Origin of the sequence: Brucella thiophenivorans (assembly GCF_002252445.1) — a bacterium.
GTDB lineage: Bacteria > Pseudomonadota > Alphaproteobacteria > Rhizobiales > Rhizobiaceae > Brucella > Brucella thiophenivorans.
Window position 1 is genome coordinate 1 of sequence record NZ_NNRJ01000068.1, and the last position, 4,711, is coordinate 4,711.

The following is a 4,711-nucleotide window of genomic DNA, read 5'->3' on the forward strand; positions in this document are numbered from 1 at the left end:
TTACGTCGGCACTCACGTTAAAGTAACAGTGCCCTTTGATTGCCGCATCGGTAAGCATCGGACCCTCCTAGATCGTTCAAAAAACGCCAGAGAGCCCCTGAAAATACCGTCAGGCCGAAATCGACCAACCCTGTCGGCAAATTTTCCTTTATTCTCAATGGAATAAGGGTCAAAAAAATACCGTCACAAGCTCTCTAAGCCATGACGGTATATGCAATTCCGCGATGTCACAAGACGCCCCATACCGTCAGCTCCGCCGTCGATCGCGAGGCTGGCTCGGCGATTGACGGCGAAAGACGGCGGAAAGAAAAATGTTTATTTTCAGTGCTTTATAGAGGGAGATAGGCGGCTATCGGCGGCATCTGGGTAGGCGCGAATCATTCCCACTCGATCGTGCCCGGAGGCTTCGATGTCACATCATAGACAACGCGATTGATGCCGCGTACCTCGTTGATAATGCGGGTGGCCGCATTGCCAAGGAAGTTCATATCATAGTGGTAGAAGTCTGCCGTCATGCCATCGACCGAAGTCACGGCGCGTAGCGCGCAGACAAATTCATAGGTACGGCCATCACCCATGACGCCCACGGTCTGGACCGGAAGCAGAACCGCGAAAGCCTGCCAGATTGCATCGTACAAACCAGCCTTACGGATTTCATCGAGATAAATCGCATCGGCTTCGCGCAGGATTTCAAGCTTTTCGCGCGTGATGCCACCCGGACAACGGATCGCCAGACCCGGACCAGGGAACGGATGACGACCGATAAAACTGTCAGGAAGACCAAGCTCCTTACCCAGAACGCGCACTTCGTCTTTGAAGAGTTCGCGCAATGGTTCGACAAGCTGCATGTTCATGCGCTCTGGTAAGCCGCCAACATTGTGGTGCGACTTGATCGTGACCGAAGGTCCGCCAGTAAACGAAACGCTTTCGATAACGTCTGGATAAAGCGTGCCCTGCGCAAGGAAATCTGCGCCGCCGAGCTTATTGGCTTCTTCTTCGAAAACTTCGATGAACAGACGGCCAATGGTTTTACGCTTCTTTTCCGGATCGATTTCGCCTTCGAGAGCGCCGATGAAGCGGTCCTGCGCATTCACGAGAATGAGCGGCAGGTTATAATGTTCTCTGAACATGGCCACCACATCCGCAGCCTCGTTTTTGCGCATCAAACCATGGTCAACGAGGATACAGGTGAGCTGATCGCCAACGGCTTCGTGGATCAGAAGGGCTGCAACCGATGAATCAACACCACCGGAGAGCGCGCAAATGACCTTGCCTTTGCCGACCTGTTTGCGAATGGCTTCAACAGCCTGTTCGCGATAGGCAGACATTGTCCAGTCTGGCTTGATACCGACGATGTTGTGAACGAAGTTCTGAATGAGCTTTGCACCATCAGGCGTGTGCACGACTTCCGGATGAAACTGAACCGCAAAGTACTTGCGCTTCTCATCCGAAATGGCCGCGAAAGGTGCATTGGGCGATGTGCCAATAACCTTAAAGCCTTCAGGAAGTGCGGTAACGCGGTCGCCGTGGCTCATCCAGACCTGATGACGTGTACCCTTTGCCCAAACGCCAGCAAACAGCGCACTGTCTTCTTGCACTTCAAGGAAAGCACGGCCGAACTCACGGTCATGGCCACTTTCGACCTTGCCACCCAGCTGGGCGCACATGGTCTGCTCGCCATAGCAGATGCCGAGAACTGGAATTCCAGTCTCGAAAATCGCCTGTGGCGCGCGCGGGCTGCCAATGTCCGTTGTCGAGTGTGGGCTACCCGACAGGATTACTGCCTTCGGATTGATGCGCTTATAGGCATCTTCCGCAGACTGAAACGGAACGATCTCAGAATAAACTCCGGCCTCGCGTACGCGGCGTGCAATAAGCTGCGTGACCTGGCTGCCAAAGTCGACGATAAGGATAGTGTCAGGATTTGCTGTGGTGCTCATGCCGAGCATCTAGATAAAAAGCGGCAAAAATGCAATGGACGAAGTGCCACGTTTCAACAAACAAACGAAGAAACTTGCCTTATACTGACATATCCTTGTCAGGAAGAGACAACGCGCCATTCAGAATGGCAGCTTCCATATCCTCGACAGCACCGGCAAGCTTTTGATCGATGACATGAAGATACTCTGTCCAGTCGCCAATATGGCTTAATTCGCGCACGCCATCGGAAATGCCGCGCAGGCCAATCAGAGCAACACCAAAGGTCTGACAGGCACGCAAACAAGCGAATGTTTCCATATCAACCATGTCGGCATCAATTGTGTCATAGGCTTTGCCCGACACGATGTTCGCCCCTGTTGATAGAGAAGCTCTCGGCAGTCCCGGTACAAGACAATGCAGATCGTTTGTAATGGGTAGATCGAGAAATGGTGTGCGGCCTTTCTCAAAGCCCAAAGGCGAAGCATCCATATCGCGATAAGCAACTGATGAAACCTGAAACACCTCGGTTTGAGTGAGTTTTGCCGATCCGGCAGAGCCAATCGAAACCACCAGATCAGGCAATTCGCCCTGCTGTTCGAGCACAGTCAGTATACGTGTCAGATTGACTGACGCTTCGACCGGCCCAACGCCGATCATCAGCGGTAAAAAAAGCGAGCTGAGATACGGGCCATATTCCGCCTCGGTCGCCATCACATAAAGAAGTCGTTTGCTTGCAATGGTTTTGATCATCCCTTGAGCCCCTCGCGATCCTGAACAACCATCATTGTGCCTGTCATGGTCGCAATAAGCCGCACTTCTGTGTCGGTGACAGCAAAAGCCTGTCCATCGCTGACCATGATTGTCCGTCCGGGCTTGGTAACCTCGCCGCGAAACAGAAAACGGTCACCTCTGCCGGGGGCGAGCAGGTTGACCTTGAACTCGATTGTCAGCACCGCAGCATCTGTTGGCATGAGGCTGAGTGCAGCGTAACCACAGGCTGAATCGAGCGCTGCAGAAATTATTCCTGCGTGAAGGATGCCATGCTGTTGCGTCAGTTCTTCGCGAAACGGCATTTCGACTTCGACAATGCCTGGTTCACAACGTGTCAAATCGGCTCCGATGAGCTTCATCGCTGCCTGGCGACCAAAGCTCTCCTCGACACGTTGTTTGAAATCCGGTTCCGCAACTCTATGCGCTGGCATTAAGCTCCCCCAAGCTTAATTGTGCTTTTGCAAAACACTTACATAAAATCCGTCAGTGTCAATGGACAAGGGAGAAAATACAGCTCCATGAGCAGGAAAAACCGGCTCTGAATGGATTGCATCGCCTGTAACAGCTTTCCAGAGCGCCTTTGGTGCGCTTTCCGTGAAGTTGCTGTTTTCGGCAAGGAAGCGTTCGATCTGACGCGTATTTTCTTCGGCAAAGAGCGAGCAGGTCACATAAACCAGCCTGCCGCCAGGCTTCACATAATGCTTTGCGGCGTCCAGCACCTCGCGCTGATCCTGCACGCGACGCTCCAGCTGCTGGTCATTCAGGCGCCATTTGGCATCCGGCCTGCGCCGCCATGTGCCGGAACCCGTGCAAGGTGCATCAGTCAACACAAGGTCCATGCGCTCGATCAATGGCGCCAGAGCATCAAGATCGCCATGCACCTGCGTGTTGCGGACCCCTGCCCGCTGCAAACGGTCATACATGGGCGAAAGACGTGCGCGCTCAGCATCATAGGCATGGACCTGACCGCTGTTGCGCATGGCCGCTGCCAGCGCCAACGTCTTTCCGCCTGCACCTGCGCAATAATCCAGCACCTGTTCGCCGGGCTTTGCACCGGCAAAAAGCGCTGCAAGCTGCGAACCCAGATCCTGCACTTCGAACCCACCATCAAGAAACGCCTGATCCGTCTGCACATTCGGATGACGACCCAAAGCCTCGATAGGCGGAATGCGCAAAGCCTGATTGAGCAATGGCGCTTTGCCAGCACCGGCTTTTTCCAAAGCCTCCAGAACCGCTTCTGGCGTTGTTTTCAGCAGATTAACGCGCAGATCAACTGGGGGACGCGTGGCAAGCGCTGCCGCTTCGTCCACCCAGCGCTCGCCGAACAACTCTTCCAGTGAAAGCACACACCATTCCGGCACATCTGCGCGGATATAAGCAGGCGCGTCGGCAATATTGCGGGTTACCCATGCTTGACAGGGCGCTGCCTCTAGGGGTTCGGGCGCAAATTTATCCCCATCCAGCGCTGCATCAATGGAGTCAAAATTCATGCCGCCTTCCGAGACCAGCGCACCATAGGCCAATGCGCGTGCATCGTCAGCATCCATGCGCCAGGCAATGGATAGTTTACGGCGCAACGCATCATAAACAATGTTGCCGATAACGGCACGATCTCCAGCACCGGCAAAACGATGCGATGCGCCCCAATCCTTTAATGCGTCGGACGCCGGTCGCTTGGCGACTTCAATGTCGTTCAGAACTTCAATTGCCGCCTGTAGGCGTCCACCAAGCCGCATTGCTGGTCCTTCTTATCTCTTGTGCCGGGCATATTTATTAAGTCGGGCATAGCCTTCCTTGATGGCAAAAGGCAATCGGCAAATAGAGTACACCGTTTTTTTAAAAGCCTTCCTAAAAGCAAAAAGCCGGAGCGGGGGCATCCGGCTTTTCACAAAATGAAGAAGTCTACAGCTATTCTGCTGCATCCACTTCCTCATTAACCGCAATCGTATTTGCCTGATAACCATGCGCATTTTTCAATGCCGCACGCACACCTGCTTCATACTCGGGATGGATCAGCTTG

The 4,711-nt window shown here is 53.7% G+C and carries 4 protein-coding genes; all 4 read right to left on the minus strand.

Going from position 1 to position 4,711, the window contains the following annotated elements; genetic code table 11:
• Positions 1–377: 377 nt before the first annotated feature.
• The 4 genes from guaA to CEV31_RS19685 all read right to left on the minus strand — a co-directional run bounded on the left by guaA (position 378) and on the right by CEV31_RS19685 (position 4,427).
• Positions 378–1,940: a glutamine-hydrolyzing GMP synthase gene (gene guaA, locus CEV31_RS19670; protein ID WP_094509780.1), complete on the minus strand. Its 1,563-nt coding sequence runs from the start codon at positions 1,938–1,940 to the stop codon at positions 378–380.
• Positions 1,941–2,019: 79 nt separating this feature from the next.
• Positions 2,020–2,670, minus strand: coding sequence for a 5'-methylthioadenosine/S-adenosylhomocysteine nucleosidase (locus tag CEV31_RS19675; protein WP_094509774.1), 651 nt, complete (start codon positions 2,668–2,670; stop codon positions 2,020–2,022).
• Positions 2,667–3,122 carry a PaaI family thioesterase gene (locus CEV31_RS19680; protein ID WP_094509776.1) on the minus strand — a complete coding sequence of 152 codons (456 nt, stop codon included), beginning with the start codon at positions 3,120–3,122 and terminating at the stop codon, positions 2,667–2,669. Before CEV31_RS19680 ends, CEV31_RS19675 begins: the two co-directional genes overlap by 4 nt.
• Positions 3,123–3,137: 15 nt before the next feature.
• The gene (locus CEV31_RS19685) at positions 3,138–4,427 is read right to left on the minus strand and encodes an RsmB/NOP family class I SAM-dependent RNA methyltransferase (protein WP_094509778.1); all 1,290 of its coding nucleotides are present in this window, start codon (positions 4,425–4,427) and stop codon (positions 3,138–3,140) included.
• Between the last annotated feature and the right edge of the window lie 284 nt (positions 4,428–4,711).